The sequence below is a fragment of the Streptococcus sp. HMSC072D07 genome, assembly GCF_001814835.1.
Taxonomy (GTDB): domain Bacteria; phylum Bacillota; class Bacilli; order Lactobacillales; family Streptococcaceae; genus Streptococcus.
Window position 1 is genome coordinate 90,922 of record NZ_KV818078.1, and the last position, 314, is coordinate 91,235.

The following is a 314-nucleotide window of genomic DNA, read 5'->3' on the forward strand; positions in this document are numbered from 1 at the left end:
CCAACAGACGCTCCTGTAAATGAAGTTCCAAGTCTAGAGGTTGAAGAAAAGGATGTTACTACGACGGTAGCAGAACCCTACACTCGAGAACGAGTAGAGAGTGATAGCTTACCAGTTGGCCAGACTAAGATAACTCAAGCTGGTCAAGATGGAGTGCGTACAATCGTCACCCGTCAGTACATGGTAGATGGCAAAGTAGAGAGAAGTCAGGAACTCTCTAACGAAGTGACAACTCCAGCAGTATCAGAGATCGTAACAGTTGGAACAGGCACTATTAGCGATAAACCAACAGACGCTCCTGTAAATGAAGTTCC

1 protein-coding gene is annotated in these 314 nt (G+C 45.9%); it reads left to right on the forward strand.

Translation table 11 applies throughout. The features are described 5' to 3' along the window. On the forward strand, positions 1–314 hold a 314-nt coding region (locus HMPREF2991_RS11430), incomplete at both ends, for a G5 domain-containing protein (RefSeq protein ID WP_180364433.1).